Genomic DNA, 23,692 nt, shown 5'->3' with positions numbered 1-23,692 from the left:
CTCCAGACTCCTCGGGCGGGTCCGCTGCGCTCCCCCGCCTGACGGTCCTTCCGGCTTCGCCTACAGTCCCTTGGGCCCGCTTCCGCGGGCCGGCTGGCTACGGGGAGGGGCGCTGTTTCGGGCTGGGTTCACTCGGTGGGCGGAGCCCACGGGTCACGCCCCGGGCCAGGGTGCGGTGGCGGGGGGGCCGGGGCGAAGAACGTGCGGACCTTTGTCTTCCAGTCCTGGCGGGGTGCGGGTGGTGCTTGGACTTCTTCTTGGTGATGGACGAGTTGGGCGGTGCTTATCCGGATGTGGCAGCTGTTGTGCTGGTTGGTGAGGGCTACCAGCCAGGTGCCGTCCGGTGTGCGGAACGCTGATCTGGCGGGCTGGTCTCCGAGGCGGGTGCGTTTGTTCATGAGGGGCGGCGTGTAGTGGAGGGCTGCGTCTTCGGCCGCCGCGGCGGCCTGTGTCTCGTTGCCTTCTATGGGGTGAGTGCCTGTCAGTTTCCAGCGGTGGAACTTCAGGGAGGTGCCGTCGACGCGTCTGGACTCACGCGTGTCTTCTTCGATGAGTACGTACCAGGAGGCGGTGGTCGTCACGGGGGCATCGTAGTCTTCGGGGGTGAACGTCAGCCTTCCTGTGCTTCATTTTTAGTAGTCCGATAGGCTCTGGGATTGAGTTATGCCAGCGGGGGGAGTACTGCGGTTGTCCCGGCTGAGGTCTCTCCGGGGGTTTCGCGGTGTTCGAGGGGGCGGCAGGTGCGGGCAGGCGGAGGCTGTCACTCTGGCTCTCTCACGTGCATGCTTGCGCTTCCTGCCTAGTGGGATCCATCAGCCTGGCGAGCGGGAGAAGGAAGGCGTAGATGGCGGTAAGGGAACTGCGCCCTCACCAGCGAGAAGCCGTGGACGCGGTGCTGCGGGCGCTGGAATTTCCTGCACGGTCGACGGTGCCCGAGCGAGGCCTGCGGACTCAGGTGATCATGGCGACCGGAACCGGCAAGACCCTTGTGGCTACCCGTAGCGCCGAGGAGCTGCGGGCGGGCCGGGTGCTGGTCCTGGTGCCGTCGCTGGATCTGCTCGTCCAGACGGAGGCCGCCTGGCGTGACGGTGGCCGCACGGGGCCGATGATCGGGGTGTCCTCCCTCAGTGGCCGGGAGGTGGGCTTTGCGAACACCACGGACGTTGACGAGCTGGTCGCCTGGGTGCGGCCGTTCGACAAGGTCACGGTGTTCGCCACGTACGCCTCGCTCGGGCTGGGCACCCTGGAGCGCGCCCATGCCATCGGCCTGCCGGGCTGGGACCTGGTCGTCGTGGACGAGGCGCACCGGACGTCGGGGCGGATCGGGAAGCCGTGGGCGGTGGTGCACGACAACACCCGCATCCCCGCCCTGCGGCGGCTGTACATGACCGCCACGCCGCGGCTGTGGCAGCTCGACGAGGACGAGGGGCAGGGGGTGCCGGGTGAGCTGGTCGCCTCAATGGAGGACGACCCGGACGGGCCGTTCGGGGCCCGCTGCTACACGCTGACGCTGTCCGAGGCGATCGACCGGGGGATCTGCGCGCCGTACCAGGTGGTGTGCCTGGACATCACCGACACCCACCTCCAGGCCGCGCAGCTCCTCGGCGCCGACGCCCGCTCCGAGCAGGTCCGCGGGGCGCGGCTGGCCGCGCTGCAGACCGCGCTGGTGAAGGCCTCGGCCGAGGAGGGCTTCCGCAGGACGCTGGTCTTTCACCACCAGGTGCGCGAGGCCGAGGCGTTCGCGGCCGGCCTTCCCGATGTCGCCGCGCAACTGCACGACGCCGACCCGGAGCTGTACCCGAAGACGGTCTGGGCGGACTGGCTGTGCGGGGATCACAAGCCGGGGTACCGGCGGCGGGTTCTCAGGGAGTTCGCCGAGGGGATCGCCACGGACGGCACGGTCGTGGAGAAGGGCTACCTGGGGTCCGTGAAGGTCCTGGGCGAGGGCGTCGACACTCGCAACTGTGACTCGGTGTTCTGGGCTGACGTGCACGGCTCCATGCCCGATCTCGTCCAGGCCGTGGGCCGGGCGCTGCGCATGCAACCCGGCGAGGGCAAGACCGCCTCCCTCGTGGTGCCAGTCCTGCTCGGGCCCGGAGAGACGCCGGACAGCATGCTGACCTCTCCGGCGTACGGCGGGCTGGCGAAGCTGCTGGAGGCTCTCCGGGCGCATGATGCCCGGGTGGTGGAGCAGCTCGCCGAGCCCCAGGCGCGAAGCCGTGTCAGGGGCGTACAAAGCCGTGGTGGGGACCAGGAGAGTGAGGGGGCCGGCAGCGACCGAAGCGACCGGCTGTCGGTACCGGCCCGGCAGCTGCTGAAGTTCTCCACCCCCCGCGACCCCGCGCAGCTGGCGGCGTTCATCAACCTGCGGGTCCTCAACCCCGAACACCAGCACTGGCGACGCGGCATCGAAGCCGCCACCCTCTACCGCCGACTCCACGGCGACCTGCGCGTACCGTTCACGTACCGCGTGCCCGGCCGCGACGACCAGGAGGCGGAAGCCGAGGGATGGCCGGCCTCCCTCGCCGGGTTCCCCCTTGGGCAGTGGATCGCCGACGCCCGCAGGTTCTACGCCCGCGGTGACATGGACGAGGACCGCATCGCGCAGCTGGAGAAGCTGGGCATGGTCTGGAGCCACTTCGACGTCGCCTGGGAAGAGGGCCTGGCCGCCGCGCGCGGGTGGGCGGCAGAGGCGGGCCACCTCCTGGCGCCGCTGGACGCCACCTTCAAGGGGTACCGGGTGGGCATCTGGCTGAAGAACCAGCGGGCCGCCGCCCGCAAGGCACAGGAGATCGAGCAGCGGCGTGCCGAGGGCCTGCCCGTTCAGTCGGCGGCCGGTGCCCTGTCGGACGAGCGGCGCGAGCAGCTGGACGACATCGACCCGTCCTGGTGCCCGGCCTGGCCGGTGGAGTGGCAGCGCTGCTTCCACCTCACCCGCATGCACCTGGAGGCCGGCCGCCCGTTGCCCACGTCGCCGGGCGAGGTCGTGCACCAGGGCGAAGACCTCGGACGCTGGGTCCGGGCGCAGCGACTCGGGTGGGACAAGCTCACCGGTGTGCAGCAATGGATGTGCGAACACATCCTCGGCATCCAACCCGCAGCCGAGAACGAGAAGCCGCCCCCGCGCCGCACGCAAGCCGACAAGTGGGCGATGAACTACGCAGCCGCCAAGCAGTTTTTCGAGCGCGAGGGGCACCTGCGAGTGCCGAGGAAGCACGTCGAGCGGATCGTCATCGGCGGCGACGGGAAGGGCGGCAGCGGCGAGGACCAGGGGGTTCGGGAGCTGAAACTGGGCGCGTGGATCGGAAACCAGCGCAGCCGGGCCGCGACGCTGTCTCCGGAACGGGTGGAACAGCTCTCCGCCATCGGCATGCGCTGGACATGAAGGCGGCGGGGACAGCCCGTACTGGCCTAGTCCCGCCCGGCATATCGTGCGCTAACCGCACGAACAGCGTATGTAAGCCGTACGGAGCGCGGGCAGCGAGCTGAAGATTTCAGACCTCTGAGGGCGAGGGACGCCCGCCGCGCAGGCTGGGCACGGCGCAGATGCTCGCCCGGCGGGCCAGACTAGCCGGGCACCCGAGCACGCCACGCTGCTCCATCACGTCGGCTGTCGGCGCCGCGGTGGGTTGTCAGCACGTCATGGGCGTTGGTGCGCGCCGAGCCATTCGCGATCCCGGCCAGGGTGAGTGCGGCGTCGTGCTCCAGGAGCTGTGTGGCGTGCGCAGGGAACTGGGCGTGCCTGCAAAGAACACCAAGGCCATGTCATTACGCGTGAGTTGCACACTCTCAGATGGGACACTTGCCCACATGAAAGAGGTGCGTTGCGAGCGATGCGACAACATCATCGGTATGGGGTGTGCCTGCCCTCCTGATGGCAGTGCGCCCAAGGCACGCCCGGAGGAAGGGCGTGTTAGACAGGAGTGGCGGCGGTTTCCCGGCAACGCCATCTTGATCAAACGGAATGGTAAGGCGCATGTTCCAGGTGCTTGCGATCACATGACGGAAGACGAGGTGCGGTCCCCGAAGTGGGGTTGGATTCTCGACCCGTCCCCGGGGGCTTGGGACCGTATCAGCGAAGGCACCCCAGCCATCGCCACTGGAGGCAACACGCAACTGCAGGCGACGAGCCGGTGCATGACATGCATGGGAACTCTCGGCAGCCGATGATTCGCAGGGGGTGCTGGGCTGAGGGGTAGCTGACCAGAGGGCCGACGCCCCTCCTTGGATTCGTGTTTTGAACACTCCCAAGATCCGGCACGACTCGGAGCGCCTGGCCGGGAGAGGGGGCCGTGTTCGAGTCGGTGACTACGGATATGGGCTTGGTCTGGGTCTCGATCCAGATGGATCCTGTGGTCGGCAGACTGGTGATGACGTACAGCATGGTGCGTTACCACCCCTCCGGCCGCGGGCGTCGCGGTCAGGCAACATCCTCGCCCTCAGACTCCTCGGCGGCCGCAGCGAGGACCAGGAGGAGCGAGAGCTCCGGCTTGGTGCATGGATCAACAACCAGCAGAGCACGGCCGCGACCCTGTCACCGGAACGCATCGAGCAGCTCTCCGCCATCGGCGTGCGCTGGGCGTAGAAGGCACACGGACGACTACGTGGGAGGATCATTTCAGGGGCGTCAGGAGAGGCGCTCCGTGGGCTTCAAGGCGTTTGTGACGGCAGCTGAGGGGGCGTGGGGCGCCGGAGACGGTTGCGGGCCAGCACTAGGCGGATGATGGCGTAGACAAGGTAGGCGCAGGCATACACGCCGGTGGCCGTCCAGGCCCTGTGATCCGTGGTGAAGACACCGTCTGTGGTGTCTCCTGCACCGAGTTGGTAGGAGACCAGTAGGAGGAGGCAGCCTGGGACAATGCCGGTGAGGGTGCGCAGCACGTATCGTGCTTGCGGCGGCCCCAGGCGTGCGGCGCTGAGAACCTCGAAGACCACATACGCCACGACGGCCGGCCACACCCACAGGTGGTTGGTGGCGAGCATGACCACGGTGAATGCGAAGAGTGCCCAGCCAAGGACCGCCACGAAGTCGATGTAGGTGGAGCGTGATGTGCCGACTGTGACACTGCTCCCGTAGACGGGGCCCACGGTACCGGGACCCACCATCAAGCCGGAGTGGTAGGCGTTGGTCACCGAGTTCTCGGTTGAGTGCTTGATAGGAGAGCCGAGACCTCTGGACGTGGCAAAGGCGAGAAAGCCCAGGCCTGCGGTCGGCCATGTGAAAGAGCTGAGCAGGATGCCGGTGACCAGGGGGACGAACCAGCCGGCGTGCTGGGACAAGCCGTCCCACGCTTGGGCAGAGCTGCGCACCTGACGGAGTTCGCCCTGCAGTTGATCGATGACGGTCATCAGCGTCTCGCTCTGTCGCTCCCCATGCTGCAGTCGACTTTCGGCAGTCCTCAGGTAGAGACTCGCAGCCTGGAGGGCCTCCTGTTGCTCGGTGTTCTCCGCTTCCATGTCCTCCAAGAGGTCCCGGTACTCACGCATTTCGACCAGGAGGGAATTCTTGATGTGGCGGTAGACCTCGATCTCTTCACGCGAGTTCGACATCTGCACACGGACCATGTGGAACTCCTCGTCGATCACTTCGAGGAGCCCCATCGCGGTTGCTCGCTCACGCAGCGCGGCCCGTCGCAGGGTAAGTAGCTGCTCACGCCTTTCAGCACTCATAGGTTTACCCAGTTGTGCACCGACATCAGCCAGGCAATTGATGAAAGTCTTGGAAGCGATGGTGTTGTCTTTTCCGGACAGGAAACGGTTCACCCGTGTGCGCTCCCAAGGAACATCATCGCGTGCCGCAAATGATGCCTGCGTGAGTGATAACCGCGTGAATTCTTTTTTCAGTTCGTTGGTGTAGGTATTCAAAGCGTTCACGCGTCCTCCGAATACTTCCAGTCACGGTCTCGGGTGCCGTTGAGGGAACGCATGCTATCGAGACTCGACCGCCTACTGCTTGTTCTTGAAGAACCGCAGATAGCAGGGTGTGCGGTCCTGGCGCACACCCTGACGTGGGAGGGAATCTGACCCTGACGACAGCATGCAGCACGGCACTTGGAGGACGCCTTGTCAGGGCATTGGAATCTGTGGAGCTTTGTGTTCCACGACATCGGCAGCCAGGTTCTTTCCGGGCTCATCATCGCCGCCGCGGGACATGGGCTACGCAAAGCAGTGGCCAGCTGGCGTCGGCGCAGGAACATCCCCGGAAGGAGCGACGCGTCCTCCGAATAAGTCGACCGACCACGCCTTCGCCGGTCACCTTCATCACAACTGCTCAGCCAGTTGCCGCCTGCTCGGTGCACGCCGTCAGCACCGAGCAGACGGTGTTCAATACGAATACCAACGACCGCGCGGGCAGGCGCGGAAGGTGACGGCGCTGAACTTTTGGGCGGGGCCGCCGCTCCGCCCAACTCCATCCACTGCCGATCACCCGGAATGGCCTCGGGATCGGCGACGCCTTCAGGGAACACAACCAGGTCGTGATCGCTGTAGGTGGTACCGAGGATTTCGTCGTGTCCGTGTTGGTGCACGATGACTCTCCGGCCGCCCGTCCGTGAGGTCCGGCGCACGACGATCGATGCGCTGGTCACGCCTCCCAGCGGGCCCTGGGCCGGTTCGAAGGGCGAGTCGGCCCGGGGCCTCAGGGAGTGTCGCCAGTCCAGTCGAAGCAAGCCGCAGCGCCGGGGCGCGGGTCGTACATCGCCCGGCCGTCGGCACCGGCCTCCCGCGACTACACGCACCACGGGCAGGTGTCGACCGCATCGATCTCAGGGGCCGTCTCAGCGAGCCACCCAGCTCGTTCCTGCGCAGCCGTGTTGCCTCCCGGCCCCTCGGCTGGCGCACGGCACTCCAGGGTCATGGGGCGGACGTTGTCGGCCCGAACACCGGCGGCGTCCTGGGTGACGTCGAAGCACACCCGCTTGCCCGCGACCAGCTCGCGCTCCGCGTCACCGCGAACCGCCGAACGGTAGGCGACGGCATCGAAACCGCCGCCGTCCTGGACGATGACGCCCAAGCCCCACTCGGGATCGAACCACTTCACCACACCACTGGGCACAGACGACCCCCACACTAGAGAGACTCGGTACGGGGGGGGCTCACTCAGCTTCCGTCCGAGCACCAGCGTCGTCAACCGGCGCACACCCGGCGCGCGAGGCAAACACCCAGCGCCTGGACCGCCAGCGCAAGCACCGCTGGACGCGGGTTCAAAGGCCCTTTCACATGAGAACGCACATCGTCTCGTGGCGACGGATCGTCCCGTCGGGCCTTTCCTCGTCCCAGGCTTCCGGTTCGCGGCCGTGTGCGACGTAGCCCAGGCGCTCGTACAGGGCGCGCGCCCGGGGGTTGTCCTCCTCCACTGCGAGTTCGGCCCTGCGCAGCCCGCGGTGCCGGATCCGCTGTTGGCAGCGCGGACGAGCAGCGTTCCCAAACCGCAGGACTGCAGCGCCGGCAGCACAGCGAGCTGGCACAGGGTTCCGGCTTCTTCGGAGACCTGGTAGTCGATACCGCCGATCGCCACCGGCAGATCCGCGGGAGTGCATACAGCCAGGTAGTCCACCTCACCCGACGCAGCTCGCGCCAGCTCTCGCTCTACGTGGCGTAGGTGGGTGGCCGAGCCGGACCAAGTGCACGTTGGCAAATCTGGGGAGGTCTGTCAAACGAGCGGTGTAACTGGGGTGGTTGGGTTACTGGCGGGCAGCTGAGAGGCGGCCGTCGAAGGCGTTCAGTGCGGTCTTCCAGCGCATGGTCCAGCGTGCCTGGCCCTTGCCGGTGGGATCGAGGGACATGATCGCCATGTAGACGCACTTCAGGGCGGCCTGCTCGTTCGGGAAGTGGCCGCGGGCCTTGGCCGCCCGGCGGATCCGCGCGTTGACCGACTCGATCGCGTTGGTGGTGCAGACGATGCGGCGGATCTCGGTGTCGAACCGCAGGAACGGAGTGAACTCCTCCCACGCGTTCTCCCACAACTTCACGATCGCCGGATACTTCCTGCTCCACGCGTCGGCGAACTCAGCGAACCGCTTGAGAGCGGCCTCCTTGGTCGGGGCGGTGTAGACGGGCTTGAGGAGCCTGGCGATCTTGTCCCAGTCTTGGCGGGCGGCATAGCGGAAGGAGTTCCGCAGCAGATGCACCACGCAGGTCTGCACGATAGTTCGAGGCCAGAGGGTCTCCACCGCCTCGGGCAGACCCTTGAGCCCGTCGCAGACGAGCATGAGCACATCGCTCACACCGCGGTTCTTGATCTCGGTGAGGATGTGCAGCCAGTGCTTGGTGCCCTCACCGCCGTCGCCGGCCCACAGGCCCAAGATCTCGCGCCGGCCCTCGGTGGTGACGGCCAAGGTCACGTAGATGGGCCGGTTGGCGACCGCGCCGTCGCGGATCTTCACGTGGATGGCGTCGATGAAGACCACCGGATAGACGGCGTCGAGCGGGCGGCTCTACCACTCGGCCATGCCTTCGAGAACCTTGTCGGTGATGGTGGAGATGGTCTGGCGGGAAACCTCGGCGCCATAGACCTCAGCCAGGTGGGCCTGGACCTCACCGGCGGTCAGGCCCTTCGCGGCTAGCGAGATCACCATCTCGTCGACACTGGTCAGGCGCTTCTGCCGCTTCTTGACGATCTTCGGCTCGAAGGAGCCGTCCCGGTCGCGGGGCACGACGATCTCCACCGGTCCCACGTCGGTCAGGACGGTCTTGGAGCGTTTGCCGTTGCGGGAGTTGCCGCCGTCCTTACCAGCCGGATCGTGCTTGTCATAGCCGAGGTGGTCGGTGATCTCGCCTTCGAGAGCGGACTCCAGGAGCCGCTTGGTCAGCTGCTGGAGCAGTCCGCCCTCGCCGGTCAGCTGCAGGCCCTCTGCCTGGGCCCGGCTCACCAGCTCGTCGATCAGCTGGTCGTCCACGGCCTTGGCCGACATAGCCGCTGCCGACTCGCCGGCCTTGTGCTCGGCCACGTTCTCACTGGTCATCGATGCATCTTCCATGATCGGGAGTTACACCGAACGATTTACAGTCCCTTCCTCGAACAGGCCGCCGTCGACGGCGGCCTGGAGGTCAGCCTCGGTCTTCGGCATCCACCGAGGGTTGTCGGAGGAGAGGTAGATCGATGTCACTGTGCGGTCCCTGCTTCCCGTCTTCCAAGTCGCGGCACGGGCCGTAGCCCAAGCGACTGAAGGCCAAGGGTACGGAGAGGGACCGACAGTCGAGCGCTCGTCTACTCCGGACCAGGATCGCGCAGCGGGTTACGGTGCCCGCAGTCCCAGCACCTCACCGTCCCCGGGAGGTTTTTCGAATCGACGGTCGCAGCGCCCTGCGCATCATCCTCACAAACCCACGGGCGCCGGCGAACAGATCCAGGTAGCGACCGGCCCACACGGTCCACCAGCGCCCAGGCAGCAGCGGCTCGTCCGCTCCGGCGACCGCGGCCTGCACATCACCGTCACCCCCCAGCAGCACACCGCGCTCGACGGAGACGACGACATCACCTTCGCACTGCTCACCGCCGCAACGCCTGAACAAGCCGATCCGAGGCAGCTGCGGCCCGACGAAATCCTCCTCAACGGCAAGCCCATCCTGCACGGCTGACCCCCCGAACCGCCAGCCCCGCCGCTTCGCCGACCCGGCCGCCCGGCTTCTGCTCGGCGGCCGGGCCCCCAGGCCTGCGGCACCGTTCTATCCGGCCATGCCGTCGATGACGCGATAGGCGACGTACAGCCCGTACAGGGCGAGGAGGACGCCGAGGAATTGTGTCCAAGCAGGCAGCGTCTTGCGCTGATGGGTACTCCGCATACGCCGAAGGCGCACGACAGTAGAGGCGGCACCGAGTGCGGTGATCGCCGTGAACACCCAGAACAGCACGGGCCGGTCATTCGTTGACGCGTTCTGCACCCCGGCGTTGCCGATGATGAGCAGGAGGTAGGGGGCGATGAACTGAGCCGGGCTGAACTCACGAACGGTCTCAGAGCTATCGGTATTGGTCATGAGGGGTCCTCCGAAGCGCGGTAGGTGCCGACATGGATGTGCGCCCCACGGCCGGGGGAACAACCGTGGGGCGCGCATGGGTGTTACAGCCCTCGGGGAGGGGCCGCATCAGGTGACGCGGTGCATCACAGGATGATGTCGATGAGCCACTCGATGGCCGTCTTGACGGAGATCGCGCCGCCCAGGGTCAGAGCCTTCTTCACCCAGCCCGGGAGGGAGTTCCACTTCTCCTTGAAGTAGTCCTTGCCCTTCTTCGCCCAGTCGGTCAGCTTCTTCTGCCAGTCGTCGGGCAGCGCCTTGAAGGCCTTCTTCAGCGCCTTCTTCTTCAGCTTGTCCAGCAGGCCCTTCGCGCCGACTTCGTCGCCGGCGTAGACGGCGGCGATCTCCGTCTGGGTGAGGCCCTCCTCTCTCAGGAGCTGCTGGCCCTCAGCGGAGTCGAGGTAGCTGACGAACGCTTCGTGCGAGGAGAACTCGAACTCCGGGTCGAACTCCGGGGTGACGGAGGCGGCAGCGGCCATCTCACGCTGCTCCTGGGCCTGCGCCGCCGTAGTACCAGCGACACCCAGAGTGAGGGCAGCAAGAACAGTGACCGCACTCATGCGGATATGCCGACGATTCACTATCGTGGTCCTTCGGGTAAGACGGTGCGGGCGCTGCCTCCCGGTGCACTGATGGCCTGGAAACCGTGTGCGCCGGAACGGGTGGTGCCCGCACCCCCGGGCTTCCGTTCCGGGGGCGCCTCAGAACCTAGCCCGCTATCGATCACCAGTTCTAGATCTTGAGACGCATACGCCCTAAAGCTTTCCCTGGTAGGGGACACGCTCTCAGGGCATTCTTCACATAAGAGACGGACAACTCGGGAAGATCTGGGGCAAGGCACCCGACGGAAAGAACAAACCGGACTGGCCACTACCGCCACCCCGGAACCTCAGATTCCGCTCAACTCCTGCGGGGCACCTTGGGATTACTCCTGTAGAGACAGCGTGCGGGCCCGCGAAAACGTCACACCCCGCGCCGTGAGTCCCTTCAACAACACGAGCCGAGCACCGGTGTCTCGAAAGGGACCGGAGAATCCGCCCCTGGGTGGAGCCGCACTCCTGCTGCGGACGGACGCCCGCCCCGCCCTTCAGTTGGAATGCTGTTGATCATGAAAACTGCATCTTCGGACCACGTCGGCTTCGCGTATCACCGCATGGGCCGCAGCACCGGGCGGCACCGATGGTGGCGGCCGGTGCTCGGCAGTGTTCTGTTCTTCCCGACCTGGCTGGTGCTCGTTCTCCTGCTGTACGCCTTCTCCTACGCCATCGGAACAGCAGCCGGATACCCAGAACTGTCCGACGGCGGCGTGGACTTAGGCCCGCTGCGCAACACGGCTCTGGATCTGACGTACATCGCCATCGCCCTGCCCCTCATCCTGCTCTTCGTACGGTGGACCGAGCGACGTCCGGCTGGCACCTTGTCCTCCGTCACCGGACGCCTGAGGGGCCGCTGGCTCGCCTGGTGCCTGCTGGCCGGCCTTCTCCCGGTGACCCTGCTGACCCTCACCGCCATCCTCCTGCCGGACAACAGTTCCGCCACAGGAGAGTCAGCCTCCTGGGTGGGCTGGAGATCGTTCCTCATCTCTCTGGCGGTCCTGGCCCTCTTCGTTCCGCTGCAGGCCGCAGCCGAGGAATACATCTTCCGCGGCTGGCTGACCCAGGCTGCCGGCGCCTTCCTGCGCTCTCCCTGGCTCGCTGTGCTCCCTCAGGCAGCACTGTTTGCCACCGCCCACGGCTGGGGCACCACCTGGGGCTTCCTCGACCTGCTGGTCTTCGGCCTGGTAGCGGGATGGCTGACCATCCGCACGGGAGGTCTGGAAGCCGCCATCACCCTGCATGTCCTGAACAACATGCTGGCCTTCGGCGTATCCGCCGCCGCCGTCGACGGCTTGTCCTCCGAGGACACCGCCGCCGACGCACCCTGGCAACTCGCACTCGCGGACATGGCGACCGTCCTGCTCTACGCCGTAATCATCCTGCGCATGACCCGCCGTCACCACCCACAGCGCCTCATGCCCCCGGCGGCCACGACGCCCGCCCCACCGCTTCCCAACCCCTACTTCCCACCGTCTGTCGCGCCGCCGGCCGACATGCCGCGTCCGTACCGCGCCGCCTCCGATCGAGGCGAGCCACCTCACTGACGTGCGAAAAAACGATCCCTGACGACTACATAGGCCCGCAGTAGCCCCACGATCGCCCAGTCGGAATCGGGACAAGCGATCGGGCTTGCCGGTATGTCTGGCCGCCGGTGCTCGCATGCTGCGCAGATCGACACGGCACTCGAACGGCCGCTGCCCGCCGTGGAAGACATGGTGCGTGACATGGACGATGCCCCAACCGATGCTCAGTTCACCCGTATCCGACCCCCGCCTCCGGCTGGGCTGGGCTGCGGAACTGAAATTATGGACAGGGTTCGATCTTGTTCATTGTCCACTTGAACTGCTCCGTGTCCGTGGCCCGTTCGCCGATGTCGGCATCCCAGCCGCTACCTGGCACGGCCCCGGGCGGTGTCGTGTTAGGTCAGCGTCTGGGCTGCTTAGAGGGCTCCCAGGGCGGTGGCGAGGCTGCCGAGCAGGACTCGGAGTGCCGGCGACTCACTTGCGAGCAGGGTTTCACCGGGGCAGGCGAACTCGTGACTATGGACTCATGCGGGCGAGAGCATCTCCTGAAGGATGCGCTGCAGCTCGGTGCGGTCGTGCGGAGTGATCCTTGCCAGCCTGCGGTCGTACTCCGCCGCGAGGGCTGCAAGTGCTCGATCGCGTGCTTTCGTGCCCTCGTCGGTCAGTACGAGCCGGTGACGCCGCAGGTCGGCCTCGTCGATCTCGCGGCGGATGAAGCCCTTGGTGACGAGGTTGCGGACGTAGACCGTCACGCTGGCCTTGGGCAGCAGTAGCGCGGTCGCGATCTCGGCCGGGTACGGCGATGCCTCCACCTCGGCCAGGACGAAAAACTCCTTCGTCTCCAACCCGAGCTCGGCCAGTTCCCCCGTGCAGGCATCCATCACAACGCCCAGCAGCCGCTGGTTCAGCGTCCACAGCTGCGCCCCGTCAACTGACACGCGACCCCTCCATCCATGCGGTACAGTTTCGTATTAGTTTCAGATCGTACAATACATTGACTTGTACTGGACTCCTATGGAACAACAATCTCACGAAGGAAGCCAGGCATGCTTAAGCACCTCACGATCGCGCGCGGTCCCATCAACCTCGCCGCGGACCTCCACCTGCCCGACAACGCCGACAGCAGCGCACCGCTGCGCGCCGTGGTGCTCGCCACCCCGGGCAGCAGCGTGAAGGAGCAGATCGGCGCCAATTACGCCTCCCGTCTCGCCGCCCGCGGCATCGCGGCGCTCGTCCTCGACCCCGGACACCAGGGTCAGAGCGAGGGCGAGCCCCGCGACCTCGAAGACCCCTACCGCCGAGGTGAGGACATCTCCTACGCCATCGACGTGCTCACCACGACCCCCGGCATCGACCCGCAGCGCATCGGCGTCCTCGGCATCTGCGCCGGTGGCGGCTACGCCGTGCACACCGCTCGCACGGACCACCGCATCAAGGCGGTCGGCACGGTTGTCCCCGTCAGCATCGGCGCCGCGTTCCGCAGCTTCTCCCCCGACGGTCCGGCCGCAGCACTCGACGCCCTCGCGGACGCACGGACCGAAGAGGCCCGCTCCGGCGAGACGACCCGCGTGAACTGGCTGCCCGACACCCTGGAGGACGCCACAACAGCAGGCCTGACCGACATCGACACCACTCAAGCCGTCACCTACTACCGCACCGAGCGCGGAGGTAACGAACACTCCACGAACCGGCGCCTCTTGCGCAGCGACTCCCTCCTGCTGGGCTACGACGCGTTCCACCTGGCCGATCGGCTCATGACCCAGCCACTCCAGGTCATCCTCGCCGGACGCATCGGCAACACCGGCTCCTACGACACCGGCATGCAGCTGTGGAAGCTGGCCCCCAACCCCGTCGACCTCATGGTGATCGACGGCGCCGGCCACTACGAGATGTACGACGAACCCGCATACGTCGACGCTGCCGTCGAACGACTCACCAGCTTCTATGCGAACAACCTGTAAGGCACCCGAACCGGCCCGCCCATGCGGCCACCGCCCTAGCTACCGAAGGGCGGCACCTGCTGCACAGCAAGGTCTTCACGCATCCGCACGAAGCGGACCGGGTGGCGGTAGCGACCTTCATCGACGGCAGTATCGGCCTGGAACTCGGCCACCAGCTCGGCCCGTACAGGGTGGAACTCCAGCTCGCCGCGGGTGCCCCAGCCCGCACTGAAGCGGCGCCCCTGCCAGGGGTAATCGGGGTCAGCCCGGCGCAGCTGCGGCGCGAGGTCGCGGCGTACGGCGGTGGAAAGGGGCGTGGTGCGTGCGATCATCCGCAGGTGTCCGAGGACGTCGTACCGGGCCAGGAGCAACGTGGCCGGTGAGTCCAAGGTGCCGGTCACCCCGCCGATCAGCCCTTCGGCAGTCGTGTGGGAGCGGACCTTGATCCAGGCACGCCTGCCCGGCAGGTACGGCTGCCCACCGCCCTTGATCACGACGCCCTCGATGCCAACCGTGCCCCAGGCCGGGTCCAACCAGTCCAGCGCGGTCGCCCGCTCGCCAGTGGCGGGGCACAGCGTGAACGGGGCGGCGAGCACGTCGCGGGCGAAGAGGTCCTCCAGGATCGCGCGCCGCTCGCGGTAGGGCCGGGCGAGCAGCTCGGTGCCCCCGGTCTCCAGCACGTCGAAGACGATCAGGTAAGCGGGGCGTTCGGCCACCGCCTGGACGGCGCCACGGCCCCGGCGGCGGGCACGGCGCTGCAGCTCGCCGAAGTGCAGCCGTCCCCCGTACAGCACCACGAGCTCGCCGTCCAGCACGAGCGCCTCACCCAGCTCGGTGGCCGCCGCGGCAATGTCAGGGAAGGCACCGGTGAGGTCCGCGCCCTGACGGGACTGGAGCATGACGAGTCCGGGGCGTGCGAAGAGGGTCGACCGCCTCACCTTCAACGGCACCATCATCGAAACCGGCACCGACTCCTATCGACTCGCCAGCACCCGAGCCCGAGCCGAAGAACCCGCCAAGGCCGGCTGAGCTCGACGGTTGCCGATCTTGACGTGACTGACGAGCGTGACGTCAGATGCAGTGAGAAGTCGGCATCGAGAAGCGGCACCGCCGCAGGGGGTTTGGCGTGTTCATCACGGAAGAGGACGTGTTCGATCCTGAGGAGATGCTGAACCTCTACGACTCGGTCGGCTGGGAGGGCTACACCGCCGACGTCGACAAACTCTGTCGCGGCCTGCGGAACTCTCACCTCGTCATTACCGCACGAGACGGTTCAGGAACGCTCCTCGGACTGGCCCGGACCGTCTCCGACGACGAACACATCTGCTACGTCCAGGACGTCGTTGTCAACCCTGCGCATCACAGGCAGGGCGTCGGCCGAACCCTCGTCGAACACCTCATGCGACGCTACTCGCACTGCCGCTTCTTCCTCCTCTCCACAGACCACGAGTCGTCACCGGAAGGCAAGCGCAACCACGCCTTCTACCGGAGCCTTGGCTTCTTGTCCTACGAGGAGAAGCAGATGGCGGGCTTCGGACTGCCCAGGAACCGCCCTGACCTACGGGACACGGCGCCATAGAGACTCGCCTCTCCCAGGCCGCGGCGAGGACTGCTCACCCTTCACCGGCCTACCCCAGCGCCGGATGAGGGTCCGCCCGTCACACGTCCCAGACACGACCGTGCCGTCATTTCTCATCGACAGCCGTCAGCCCAGCGATCACCAGCTGCCTCCGGAACCGGCCGACAAACGCTGTTCCTAGAAATCAACGAAGCCACGCACGGCTTGGTCCTGCTCCCGGTGCCCGTGTTCGGTGTGCTCGGTTTGGCGTTCGGCAGTTATGGCGCGCTGCTTGCAGTCGTCAACCCTCCGGCCGCCCGCCGCGGCTGTCCACCCACGCCGACGTCGGCAACGCCTCCCGGACCACCCTCCACCCCGCGTCGCCCATGTCCGAGCCATAGCCGTCGGCACGGACCCCGACGCCCCTGGGTCCATGGTCAGCTCGTATCAGCCACCGCCTGCTCGGACAACCAGCAGATGTGACTGGAAGAACGCCTGCGGACGGTTGCAGGCTTGGTGGCCGACCTCTCCGAATCCAGGCGCCGCCAGGATGTCACCTCCGTTCCGGTGGCCCCTATGCTCCACGCCGCCTCAGGCAGCCGCCCTCTCTTAGGGCGTAGGCCCACATGGAGCTTCAGCTGTCCCCTTCTGCCCTGGTCCGCAGCGCACCGGGGCCGACACTGCAGACCTGGCGTGTGACGGGTGCAGCACGCGGTGTGCCTTGCAGCGGGCACACACGCGGACATGAGTCCTGCACGGTGAGAGGGCACGGCGGCAGCGGTGCAGGGGCGAAGGAGGAGCGTCGTGTCCGAAGCGAGCATGAGTTGCGGATCGTTGGCTATGTCGCTGGTGCATCAACGGCTTGAGGCCCGAACCGGAGAGATGTTCGTGGAGATGCAGCGGGCAGATGCGAAGGCGACCACGCTGTGTGGCGTGGCCGGCGCACTTCTGGCTGTCGACGCTGCCGCGCTATCGGCTCTGCGCGGCGATCCGCTGTTGCCCATGGCCGTCCTGGCGTGCGCGGCCGCTCTTCTCGGCATGGCGCTGGTCGCAGCGCTTCACGCCATCCGCCCGGCCTTTTCCCGGGCTGTCGGGCCGGCAGCTTTCGGAGCCTTCGCCTCCGACCGACATCGGCCGGAGGAGGTCGTTTCGGCCTTCGCCTCCATGGACGCCAAGGAGGACCTGCAGGCGGAGGCGGAGCGGCTGGCGCTGCTGGCGGCGCTGGCGCGGCGGAAGTTCCGGGCTGTCAGGTGGGCCGTCGATCTGACGACGGCCGCCGTCGCAATGGCCGGAATTGGCCTATTGGACATATACATACCACTTGAGAATATTGCAACGTGACGACTGACACATTCGGGGGGAATATGTATCAATCGCATGCTTCTGTCATCGGTGAACGACTGTGGTCGCAGCTGCGCGACCTGGCTCCCGAACGCATCCGCCCCGCCAGGAGCGTGCTGCTGCGGCAGGGAGACCCCGGCACCCATGTGATCCTGCTGGCTTCCGGATCGACCCTGGTTACGCTGACAGGGCCGAACGGGGAGCGGGCACTGCTGGCCGTGCGCGGAGCCGGCGAGCTGCTGGGCGAGCTGGCCGTCCTGGACAATCAGCCGCGCACCGCCACAGTCATCGCCGCCGAGGACTGCCGGGTGCACATCATCACGGCCGCCTCCTTCCTCGCCTTCGTAAGTCGTCATCAGCTGCTGGCTTCCCTGCTGCGTCACGCCATCGCCCGGGTCCGCGAAGCCGAAACTGTGCGCCTGGAGCTGGCCACCGCGCCCGTCCCGCTGCGCCTGGCCGCCGCGCTCGGCCGGCTGGTGCACGCTGCTTCCGCGGACAGCACCGATCATGTGGTGCGGCTGACCCAGGCAGAGCTGTCGCAGATGATTGGGGCCTCCCGCAACGCTGTGGGCACGGCCCTCAGACCCTGGCGTGAACAGGGATGGCTCGAGACCGAGGCCGCTGGGGGGCTCCTCATCCGTGACATCGCCTCGATCCAGTCACACGCACACGCACAGACGTGACCGGCCCCACCAGCACGGTGCCCACTACTGGGCACCACGGCCACCCGACTCCGGGCCAGCATGGGGCACCCATCCAACCCCTTGAGGTTGAAAGGCCGGTCACCCATGAGCTCCCCTACACCGCCCGACACGCTCGACGTCCCTGAGGAGCGTGCTCTCCTGGTCGTCGACATGAAGGGCTACAGCAAGATTCCCGAGGCGAAGATGGCGCCCGTCCGCAGCGACCTGGACGACATCCTGGCCACCGTACTCACCCACAGCGGGCTTACGCACACCCGATCGCCGCAGAGCACCTACAAGGACACCGGCGACGGCGCCATCATCGTGCTGCCCGCTCGGCACACAGCCCGCCTGGTCGACCCGCTGCTCGACAACCTGCACCAGGCACTCAAGCGCTACGACCGAGAGCGCTTGGCCAGTGCGCCGCTCATCCGGCTGCGGGCGAGTGTCCACGTAGGGCCGCTGACAGCAGACCACCGCGGTGATGCCATCAACGAGGCCTGCCGCCTCGTCGACAGCGACGCCGTTCGCCGGGCCATGGCCGCGGCCGCGGACAACGGCTCCTTCCTCGCCGCTGTCGTGTCAGACACCGCCTTCCGCCACTCGGTGCGTGCTGGCCGCACACCGGATCTGAACGAACGCCAGTTCCTCCGGACCAAGGCACGTGTCGACGGCAAGCCGGACTTCGAGGAAGTCTGCTGGCTCTTTGTCCCCGGCCTGGTCCCGGCGATGATCAGCCCTTATCTCTATGAGCAGGGTGGTGCACCGCAGTTGCGGCCGCGGGAGGAGGGCGCCCCGCAGGAGAGGGCCGAGCCGCAGGCGGTAGACGGGCACCCGGCCGACGTGCGGCAGAAGGCCAAAGCCAGTGGCAAAGCGCGGTTGGTGCAGGTGGGCGGCGACTACATCACCGGCCGGGAGCGGTCATGACGGGGGCGCGGGGCACCGGGGCGGGGACTGTGCAGCAGGCCGAGGCCTCCGGCCGCGCACGCGTGACGCAGGTCGGCGGGGACTACGAGGAGCATCACCACCACCGCTATGTGCGTGGCTGGGAGTACCTGCGCGGGGTCGGCGTGGATGACCACGAGATGGATCTTGTGGAGCACGCTTTCGTCGATCCCCCGGGACTCTACGGCTCCGGCCAGGTGGCCCAGGCCATGAGCGTGCTGCAGCGCCCGCACGCTCCGCGTCATGTGCTGGCACTCCTCGGCGAGGCGGGCACGGGGCGGCGCACGGCTGCGCTGCGGGTGCTGCGCACCGCGGGCGTGCCCCGGGAACGGATCCGCTGGCTGGTGCCGGACTGGGACCGGCCGCGCATCGAGCAGATCCCTCATTCCCGGAAGCTGGGCTTCGTCCTGGATCTGAGCGGCTACTCATCGCTGCCCGAGGACTTCTATACCGGCCTGGCCGACTACCAAAAGGAGGCCGAAGCGGCGGAAGCTTTCCTGATCATCCTGGCCACTCCCAGTGCATGGGCCCCCGGCGCGCTCACCACCGTGCCCAGCGTGCGCATGGTCCGCCCGGCGGCAAGGGAGATCGCCGAGGCACATCTGCAGCACCTCGCGGCCGACAGAGTGGACTGGCTGACCGATGAACCCTTAAAGGGACTGCTCGCGTCGGCGACCCGGGCCGCCGACGCGGCTCGCCTGGCCCGCCTTGTCGCCCAAGATGAAAAGGGCGACAAGGAAGCGGTCAAGCAGGAGTTCACGGACTGGAAGGACCACCTGCGGGACTGGTTCGAAAAGCATGCAAGCGGCGACGACCTGCGGGAGCGGGCTCTGCTGGTAGCTACCGCCCTGCTGGACGGCGTACCGGCCCACACGGTGCTGGAGGCAGCGGACCAGCTCTTCGCGCACGTCGGCGGCAGCCTGCCGGCGGGCGGTGCGTTGGCTGGACGGGACCTGGATGCGCGGCTGGAGGCCATCGACGCTTCAGCCGTCGACGGCGAGAACCTCTCACTCGACGCCGAGCACCACGGGTTGGCCGAAGCCGTCTTGAAGTACGTCTGGCAGCAGCGACCGCCGCTGCGACGCGTGCTGCTGGAGTGGGCCTCGCGCATCAGCGCACCGGGCGGAATCGCCGTACGGCACCTGCGCCGCATCGCCGACTCCCTGGCACAGCTGTCCTTGCTGCCCGGCGGCGCAATGGTGCAGTCCGTGGCCAGCACCTGGATTGAGACAGGCGGCGCCGCTCACCGGCAGCTGGCCGTGGAGATTCTGGAGGCCATGGCGCTCGACCCGGTCATCGGCGTCGGCGTCCGCAAGCAGCTGTACGACTGGGCCCATCAGAAGACCACCAGCGAGGCGCTGGCCGCAGCGGTAGCCGACATCTGCGCCGGCAGACTGGGCCAGGAGTATCCGCGGATCGCCCTGACCCGGCTGCGCCTGCTGGCCTCGCGGCCGGACGGCCGGGCCCACGCGGCGGTGGCCAAGGCCGTGCGCACCCTGGCCGCCGAACCCGAGCAGCGTCTGCTGGTGCTGTCGGAGATCGTGGAATGGGCCGAGTCTCCCGACCTCGCCGTGCGCCAAGCCGGAGCTGGCACCTTCCTCGCGCTGACCGACGTCACCAGTGACCACCTCCTGCCCGTGCCCGTCACACCGGAGACGACCGACGACGCCACCGAAGCCCCGGCCGACCAGTTCTTCGTCCGTGGCTGGCGCGCGGCGCTGCTGGAACCCGCCGCAGCCGAGAAGGCCCACAGGCACCTGGCAGCCCTGCTGGACTCCGCCCAGTTGTCGGACGAACAGGTGCTGCCCCTGGCAACAGCGGTACTCCGCGGGCACCTCACGCAGGCAGGAGCCGCCGAACTGCTCGTGGGCTCCGCCCTCAGCACCGACCTGGGACGGAGGCGCCGCCGCGTACTGCTCGACCGGCTGATCGCCGAACAAACAGCCTCCCTCCCCCAACACGGCGCTGTTCCCGGACCCGGCGGCGAAGACGCCCTCCCGGCAACGTGAACATCCTGCCCCGGCGCCGCAAGGACACCCGCTCCGCACCCGAGGAGCCTGGCACCGAGGCTGGGTATCCGCTCACCCTGAGCGGTGAGCGAATACCCAGCCATATCGCCAGCGTGTTCTTCACCGTGCGCATCGACGGGGTATGGCGCCTCATGCACGACGCACCACTCGATCATCACGACCCGACGACACTCGCCCGCCATCACCTGCGCCAAGAGGCCGCCCGCGTCCTGGGCCGGTACTCCGTCCTTCAGCTCGCTGCGGCCCAGGACGCGGCCAACACCACGGTGATGCGGTGGCATCGCCCCGCAGCCGGTTTGGAGGTCACGGGAGCGGTGCAGCTAGCCGCCACGGCCCGGGACCGCGACTTGGCCGAGGAACACGCACGTCGGCAACAGGCCAGCGACCTCGAACACGAAGACCAAAGGCGCCGCCTGGCCCACCTGCAACAAGTACTCGCCGACCCGGACCTGCGCCGGGTGTGGTGGATGGACCGGTTCCCCGACCGCTACACCGAACTCACAGCGCTCGCAGAGAAATTGAAGAGCCTACCCCTGCCACACGAGCCAGGAAACGACGACACCCACAGCGACATCCAGCGCTTCACCGACCAGTTCCTCACCGCCCTGCACACCCCGCAGCAGCGCGAACTCTTCCTCAGAGTGCTTTCGCAGACCCTGACCGCCCTCGGCCAGCACGACTTGGCAACCGCCACCGCCCACTGGCACATCCACACCGACCCCGGGAGGGCACCGGCATGAACCTGCACACCACACGATGGTTTCTGGCACCCCTGCGCCAACTGCGCACCCGCCAGCTCATGACCCGACATGGGCCGACCCTTCCCTACGCCACCGCATGGGCTCTGGTCACCCTGGCCAGCGCCCCGGACGAGACCGACTTCGTCCGCGTCTGGACCCGCCAGAGTCCCTGCGGCCCGCCTGGCATCTACCACGACCACTGGCATGAGCTCAGCAGCACAGAACAGAACCGCCGCCAACGATGGCTTCAACGCCACGGCCACTCCCCCGTACAACTTCTCCGACTGGACACCGCCCTAGTCGAAGCCGTCGGCATCCACGTCCTCGACTGGGGCCCGCCCTTGACGCCCGCACACGGCAGCCAAAGCTCAGCACACCCACACCGATGTACACACCAGCCATGACACCCTAGGCACTAAAATCCCGCCCGCTTTGGCGTTCGATCTGCTCAGGTGTCCGGGACGGAGACGACCGGGTGGCCCTACGCGCGGCGGCGCGCGGCCTTGGAGGCACCGTTCGCGGACCACGGCCTGACTTGCGCCGCTGACGCTGTGCCCATCTACCACCGACCCGGCAGTGGCTGGGGTGGACGGCGGCCAGGGTGGAGAGCCTGTGCTTCAAGCGGCTCGATGAGCCCTACCGGCCGGTGTGGTCGTGGTTCAAGTACAAGGTGCGGGTCACCACTGAGGCCGTCACCAGAGCGGCCGCCGACTCCCTCGCCACTCCCCGGACGGTGCTCCTGGGCCACCACGACGCCGCAGGCCACCTGCAATAAACCGGCCGCAACACCACGCTGTCGTCCACTGCGGGGACGCGGCGGCCCTCCTGCGGCACGGTGATCTGGCGTAAGTGGCGGACCACGACCTTGTCGGCGATGCAGTCGTTCAGGCCGGATGCGAGGGCGCGGTCGCGTGGTCACCGTGCAGCCCGCCAGCAAAGGGTGTTTCCGGCTGCTGCCGCAGCACGCCACCGCCGAAGCGGTCCCCCTACCGCCGCGGCTGCCCTGGTTCCCGCAGCACCGGAGGCGCATGCGGGGACGGCGCGTACTTTCGCCGGTACGCGCCGCCCTCGCACTTCACTCCCCAGTCACATGCCGTCTGCCCGCGGTCGGGGCGCTCACACGGCCCCGGCCCGGGCCCGGACCTCAGCGCAGCCGCGCGGGTTCGTGCAGCCGGTTGTCCAGGACCGCTTTCGCGGAGCGCTCAGGCGGGTCAGGGCCGGCCTGCCGGGGGCGGGTGTCAGCTGTGGTAGCTGATGTAGCCGTTGCCGTCGCGGTCGTGGTCGCGCTTGGTGTAGGAGTGCACGTCCGCGCGGGCGCCGGAGGGCTTGTACAGGTAGATGGTGTCCTGGTCGTTGTTCCACAGGAAGTTGCAGTTGTCGCGGTAGACGACGTTGTTCGCGTCGGAGTCGGTGCCGTGGCCGCCGCGCAGCTTGATGTAGTCGCCGGGCTGCAGGTAGTGGTTGGCGGTGAAAGTGAAGCGGTTGCCGGCGGCGTCCTTGACGACGTAGCCCTTGAGGTTGACGGTCGCCGAGGACGAGTAGTTCTTGACCGTCAGGTATTCCTCGTCGGTGTTGCCCGTGGAGCAGCTGTTGGAGTCCCGGCCGGGGGCGTCGTACTGGATGCCGCGGACCTTCAGGGCCGAGCTGTACTCGGCGGCCTGAGCCGACACGGCGGGAACGAGAACGGCCAGGGCACCGGCGGTGACAGCCACGGCCAGGACGGAACGGATACGCAAGAGGATGCTCCCCCACACTTGAATGAACGATGTTGCATGGGCAAGACCCGCAAGCAGCCGCCCCGGTTGCACAGGAGGATGCTCAATCACCCGTTCGAGTGAACGCGGCCAGCCACCGATAGGGCGCACAGCCGGTCCAGGACGAAATGGCGGCGCCTTTACGGCACTACGACCAGTCGGGCGACGCCGGCCGGCGGCTGAGGGAGCTCGGGCGGCCCGCCCGGCACCACATGGAAGACGGGGCGTAGGGCCGGCTGCCCACCGAGGTCCGCAAAAGCGCGTACGTGTGTCGTCCGCCCGGCGGGCGAGGGCCCCGCCCCGTCATCGCGCCGGGACTGTCACGGCCTCTTGGTGAATAGCAGGCTGTCGTCGGTCGCGTCGGGTCCGTCGATGGGGCCGACGCCCACCGATACCGGCACCTGGCCTGGCTCGCGGTGCCGGGCCGGGCCGGGCAGCAGCTTCGCGGGCTTCGAGGCGCGCCGGTCGCGTGCTGCCGATACGGCCATTGCCCTCACATCTCTTCGTCGGCCAAGGTGATCCGGATACCCGGGATCGCACCGTACGCGCTGACCCAGGCACGGTCTCC

The 23,692-nt window shown here is 67.6% G+C and carries 21 protein-coding genes and 3 pseudogenes; 12 read left to right on the top strand and 12 right to left on the bottom strand.

The window, feature by feature from the left end; all coding sequences use genetic code 11:
• Positions 1–128: 128 nt before the first annotated feature.
• Positions 129–581 (bottom strand): hypothetical protein, encoded by a 453-nt coding sequence (locus AB0L29_RS33935; protein ID WP_365832947.1) that lies wholly within the window; start codon positions 579–581, stop codon positions 129–131.
• Positions 582–844: 263 nt separating this feature from the next.
• Here AB0L29_RS33935 and AB0L29_RS33930 point away from each other — a divergent pair, with 263 nt between their 5' ends.
• Together AB0L29_RS33930 and AB0L29_RS33925 are read left to right on the top strand one after the other, a co-directional pair.
• Positions 845–3,385 carry a Helicase associated domain protein gene (locus tag AB0L29_RS33930; RefSeq protein WP_365832945.1) on the top strand — a complete coding sequence of 847 codons (2,541 nt, stop codon included), beginning with the start codon at positions 845–847 and terminating at the stop codon, positions 3,383–3,385.
• A gap of 852 nt (positions 3,386–4,237) precedes the next feature.
• Positions 4,238–4,585, top strand: coding sequence for a helicase associated domain-containing protein (locus AB0L29_RS33925; protein ID WP_365832943.1), 348 nt, complete (start codon positions 4,238–4,240; stop codon positions 4,583–4,585).
• Positions 4,586–4,650: 65 nt separating this feature from the next.
• Here the strand turns inward: AB0L29_RS33925 and AB0L29_RS33920 are convergent, their stop codons facing one another.
• The 7 genes and pseudogenes from AB0L29_RS33920 to AB0L29_RS33890 form a co-directional block, all read right to left on the bottom strand.
• The gene (locus tag AB0L29_RS33920) at positions 4,651–5,874 is read right to left on the bottom strand and encodes a hypothetical protein (protein ID WP_365832941.1); all 1,224 of its coding nucleotides are present in this window, start codon (positions 5,872–5,874) and stop codon (positions 4,651–4,653) included.
• Positions 5,875–6,727: 853 nt separating this feature from the next.
• Complete coding sequence (locus AB0L29_RS33915; RefSeq protein WP_365832939.1) at positions 6,728–7,054, bottom strand: cold shock domain-containing protein; 327 nt, start codon at positions 7,052–7,054, stop codon at positions 6,728–6,730.
• A gap of 160 nt (positions 7,055–7,214) precedes the next feature.
• Positions 7,215–7,639 (bottom strand): annotated as a pseudogene (locus AB0L29_RS33910) (GNAT family N-acetyltransferase); the annotation flags it as partial.
• A gap of 43 nt (positions 7,640–7,682) precedes the next feature.
• Positions 7,683–8,912, bottom strand: a pseudogene (locus AB0L29_RS33905) (IS256 family transposase).
• Between the two features lie 349 nt (positions 8,913–9,261).
• Positions 9,262–9,573, bottom strand: a complete 312-nt coding sequence (locus AB0L29_RS33900) for a hypothetical protein (protein WP_365832937.1) — start codon at positions 9,571–9,573, stop codon at positions 9,262–9,264.
• Positions 9,574–9,666: 93 nt separating this feature from the next.
• Complete coding sequence (locus AB0L29_RS33895) at positions 9,667–9,975, bottom strand: hypothetical protein (protein ID WP_365832935.1); 309 nt, start codon at positions 9,973–9,975, stop codon at positions 9,667–9,669.
• Between the two features lie 125 nt (positions 9,976–10,100).
• Positions 10,101–10,493 carry a hypothetical protein gene (locus tag AB0L29_RS33890; protein WP_365832933.1) on the bottom strand — a complete coding sequence of 131 codons (393 nt, stop codon included), beginning with the start codon at positions 10,491–10,493 and terminating at the stop codon, positions 10,101–10,103.
• Between the two features lie 617 nt (positions 10,494–11,110).
• Here AB0L29_RS33890 and AB0L29_RS33885 point away from each other — a divergent pair.
• The gene (locus tag AB0L29_RS33885) at positions 11,111–12,154 is read left to right on the top strand and encodes a type II CAAX endopeptidase family protein (RefSeq protein ID WP_365832931.1); all 1,044 of its coding nucleotides are present in this window, start codon (positions 11,111–11,113) and stop codon (positions 12,152–12,154) included.
• A 503-nt stretch (positions 12,155–12,657) separates the two neighbouring features.
• Here AB0L29_RS33885 and AB0L29_RS33880 read toward each other — a convergent pair.
• Complete coding sequence (locus AB0L29_RS33880) at positions 12,658–13,071, bottom strand: MarR family transcriptional regulator (RefSeq protein ID WP_365832929.1); 414 nt, start codon at positions 13,069–13,071, stop codon at positions 12,658–12,660.
• A gap of 108 nt (positions 13,072–13,179) precedes the next feature.
• On the opposite strand from AB0L29_RS33880, the gene AB0L29_RS33875 reads away from it, so the two are divergent.
• Positions 13,180–14,094, top strand: a complete 915-nt coding sequence (locus AB0L29_RS33875) for an alpha/beta hydrolase (protein ID WP_365832927.1) — start codon at positions 13,180–13,182, stop codon at positions 14,092–14,094.
• A 35-nt stretch (positions 14,095–14,129) separates the two neighbouring features.
• Here the strand turns inward: AB0L29_RS33875 and AB0L29_RS33870 are convergent, their stop codons facing one another.
• A complete protein-coding gene (locus tag AB0L29_RS33870; RefSeq protein ID WP_365832925.1) occupies positions 14,130–14,972 on the bottom strand; it encodes an ATP-dependent DNA ligase in 843 nt (280 codons plus the stop codon).
• A gap of 25 nt (positions 14,973–14,997) precedes the next feature.
• On the opposite strand from AB0L29_RS33870, the pseudogene AB0L29_RS33865 reads away from it, so the two are divergent.
• From AB0L29_RS33865 to AB0L29_RS33830, 8 genes and pseudogenes are all read left to right on the top strand, one after another.
• A pseudogene (locus AB0L29_RS33865) lies at positions 14,998–15,102 on the top strand (AAA family ATPase); the annotation flags it as partial.
• Between the two features lie 97 nt (positions 15,103–15,199).
• Entirely contained in the window at positions 15,200–15,652 is a 453-nt protein-coding gene (locus tag AB0L29_RS33860; RefSeq protein WP_365504657.1) for a GNAT family N-acetyltransferase, read from the top strand.
• A gap of 783 nt (positions 15,653–16,435) precedes the next feature.
• Entirely contained in the window at positions 16,436–16,972 is a 537-nt protein-coding gene (locus tag AB0L29_RS33855; protein WP_365832923.1) for a Pycsar system effector family protein, read from the top strand.
• Complete coding sequence (locus AB0L29_RS33850) at positions 16,969–17,655, top strand: Crp/Fnr family transcriptional regulator (RefSeq protein WP_365832921.1); 687 nt, start codon at positions 16,969–16,971, stop codon at positions 17,653–17,655. Before AB0L29_RS33855 ends, AB0L29_RS33850 begins: the two co-directional genes overlap by 4 nt.
• A gap of 105 nt (positions 17,656–17,760) precedes the next feature.
• Positions 17,761–18,582 (top strand): hypothetical protein, encoded by an 822-nt coding sequence (locus AB0L29_RS33845; protein ID WP_365832919.1) that lies wholly within the window; start codon positions 17,761–17,763, stop codon positions 18,580–18,582.
• A complete protein-coding gene (locus AB0L29_RS33840) occupies positions 18,579–20,609 on the top strand; it encodes a hypothetical protein (RefSeq protein WP_365832917.1) in 2,031 nt (676 codons plus the stop codon). Before AB0L29_RS33845 ends, AB0L29_RS33840 begins: the two co-directional genes overlap by 4 nt.
• Positions 20,606–21,370 carry a hypothetical protein gene (locus AB0L29_RS33835; protein WP_365832915.1) on the top strand — a complete coding sequence of 255 codons (765 nt, stop codon included), beginning with the start codon at positions 20,606–20,608 and terminating at the stop codon, positions 21,368–21,370. Before AB0L29_RS33840 ends, AB0L29_RS33835 begins: the two co-directional genes overlap by 4 nt.
• A gap of 601 nt (positions 21,371–21,971) precedes the next feature.
• Positions 21,972–22,145, top strand: a complete 174-nt coding sequence (locus AB0L29_RS33830; RefSeq protein ID WP_365832913.1) for a hypothetical protein — start codon at positions 21,972–21,974, stop codon at positions 22,143–22,145.
• Positions 22,146–22,608: 463 nt separating this feature from the next.
• On the opposite strand, the gene AB0L29_RS33825 is transcribed toward AB0L29_RS33830, so the two are convergent.
• Both AB0L29_RS33825 and AB0L29_RS33820 read right to left on the bottom strand, forming a co-directional pair.
• On the bottom strand, positions 22,609–23,106 hold the full coding sequence (locus AB0L29_RS33825) for a lamin tail domain-containing protein (RefSeq protein WP_365832912.1): 498 nt from the start codon (positions 23,104–23,106) through the stop codon (positions 22,609–22,611).
• A 338-nt stretch (positions 23,107–23,444) separates the two neighbouring features.
• A complete protein-coding gene (locus tag AB0L29_RS33820) occupies positions 23,445–23,612 on the bottom strand; it encodes a hypothetical protein (RefSeq protein ID WP_365832910.1) in 168 nt (55 codons plus the stop codon).
• Positions 23,613–23,692 lie beyond the last annotated feature (80 nt).

The sequence above is a fragment of the Streptomyces sp. NPDC052701 genome, assembly GCF_040678355.1.
In the GTDB taxonomy this organism is placed as follows: domain Bacteria; phylum Actinomycetota; class Actinomycetes; order Streptomycetales; family Streptomycetaceae; genus Streptomyces.
This window is presented reverse-complemented; position numbering and strand designations above follow the sequence as displayed.

What these genes read in the sequence shown, in the direction of transcription:
- AB0L29_RS33890 (WP_365832933.1), bottom strand. Translation starts at nt 10,493, where the DNA reads ATGGCCGCTGCCGCCTCCGTCACCCCGGAGTTCGACCCGGAGTTCGAG.
- AB0L29_RS33840 (WP_365832917.1), top strand. Translation starts at nt 18,579, where the DNA reads ATGACGGGGGCGCGGGGCACCGGGGCGGGGACTGTGCAGCAGGCCGAG.
- AB0L29_RS33875 (WP_365832927.1), top strand. Translation starts at nt 13,180, where the DNA reads ATGCTTAAGCACCTCACGATCGCGCGCGGTCCCATCAACCTCGCCGCG.
- AB0L29_RS33895 (WP_365832935.1), bottom strand. Translation starts at nt 9,975, where the DNA reads ATGACCAATACCGATAGCTCTGAGACCGTTCGTGAGTTCAGCCCGGCT.
- AB0L29_RS33885 (WP_365832931.1), top strand. Translation starts at nt 11,111, where the DNA reads ATGCTGTTGATCATGAAAACTGCATCTTCGGACCACGTCGGCTTCGCG.
- AB0L29_RS33820 (WP_365832910.1), bottom strand. Translation starts at nt 23,612, where the DNA reads ATGGCCGTATCGGCAGCACGCGACCGGCGCGCCTCGAAGCCCGCGAAG.
- AB0L29_RS33870 (WP_365832925.1), bottom strand. Translation starts at nt 14,972, where the DNA reads ATGCTCCAGTCCCGTCAGGGCGCGGACCTCACCGGTGCCTTCCCTGAC.
- AB0L29_RS33930 (WP_365832945.1), top strand. Translation starts at nt 845, where the DNA reads ATGGCGGTAAGGGAACTGCGCCCTCACCAGCGAGAAGCCGTGGACGCG.
- AB0L29_RS33845 (WP_365832919.1), top strand. Translation starts at nt 17,761, where the DNA reads ATGAGCTCCCCTACACCGCCCGACACGCTCGACGTCCCTGAGGAGCGT.